The following is an 877-nucleotide window of genomic DNA, read 5'->3' on the forward strand; positions in this document are numbered from 1 at the left end:
TCGCTCGGAATAGGCGCAACGCCTACTGTCGCAACGGCTAACCCCGGGTCGGCAGGTACGGAATGTATATTATGTAAATTGACAGCGGCGCTGGTTGGGTACTACTGGCGGCTGTTCAAGCTGGGTCTGGCATCGATCTTGCCTCCTACAGGTCCCAAGGACAAAACGAGCATTGACGCATGCCTGAGTACCTGAGCGGCCCCTTTGCAGGATGGAGCATCCGCGGCAACTACCTTGTCAGCCCGGATGGTGATCGAATGACCCCCGAGCGGCTCAAGGGCTTGGCGTGGCGGGACCACATGGAGCTTCTGAAAGCCGGATACGCCTCCCGGCGCAAGGCCGAGGCTGGCAAGAAACGCGGTCAGCGCCAGTTGGTAAAGGTCGTCGTTGTAGACCTGGGCGACTTCCGGGAACGCCACTTTGGGCGCTCAGCGGGTTGAAGGCGTCATCGTAGGGGCGCTGCCCCTACACCCCGGCTAGAATGCCCGCAGGACGCAGCCTAGAGGGCTTCATGGAACGAGACCGACCGGATTACCTTCCCGCCATTCGCCGCAGCCGCTGGGAGTTCCCGTGGCTGCTGGTGTTGGGCATCGTGCTGTTGGGCTTGCTGGCAGGCGGTGCCCACATGCTGATCCGCACCAACGCAGCTTGGGCCGCACGTTTTCAAACGCCACAAGAGCGACCGCGCACGATCGATCCGAATGCAGCCCGGGACGCTCACATTGCTGAGATACGACTGCAACGCGTAGCGGCGGAGCAGAAGGCGAAAGCCGCCGGACTTGCCCCCGAAACGCCAGCACCGTCAGAGCTGAAATGCGTCAGCGGCACCCTGTTCCGCCGCATTCCAGGAGGCTGGGAAAATGTCCCGAATCGGGGG

Annotated in this window: 2 protein-coding genes; both read left to right on the forward strand. The window is 62.3% G+C overall.

Translation table 11 applies throughout. The annotated features are described in order from the left end of the window. Positions 1-179: 179 nt before the first annotated feature. Positions 180-440: a DUF3653 domain-containing protein gene (locus tag KVS69_RS18435; RefSeq protein ID WP_217539435.1), complete on the forward strand. Its 261-nt coding sequence runs from the start codon at positions 180-182 to the stop codon at positions 438-440. A gap of 71 nt (positions 441-511) precedes the next feature. Continuing rightward, positions 512-877: hypothetical protein (locus KVS69_RS18440; protein WP_217539436.1), on the forward strand; the 366-nt coding region annotated here is incomplete at its 3' end.

This window comes from Stenotrophomonas sp. GbtcB23 (assembly GCF_019091045.1).
GTDB lineage: Bacteria > Pseudomonadota > Gammaproteobacteria > Xanthomonadales > Xanthomonadaceae > Stenotrophomonas > Stenotrophomonas rhizophila_A.

Excerpts from the sequence above, each read along its gene's own strand:
- KVS69_RS18435 (WP_217539435.1), top strand. The coding sequence starts at position 180 with ATGCCTGAGTACCTGAGCGGCCCCTTTGCAGGATGGAGCATCCGCGGC.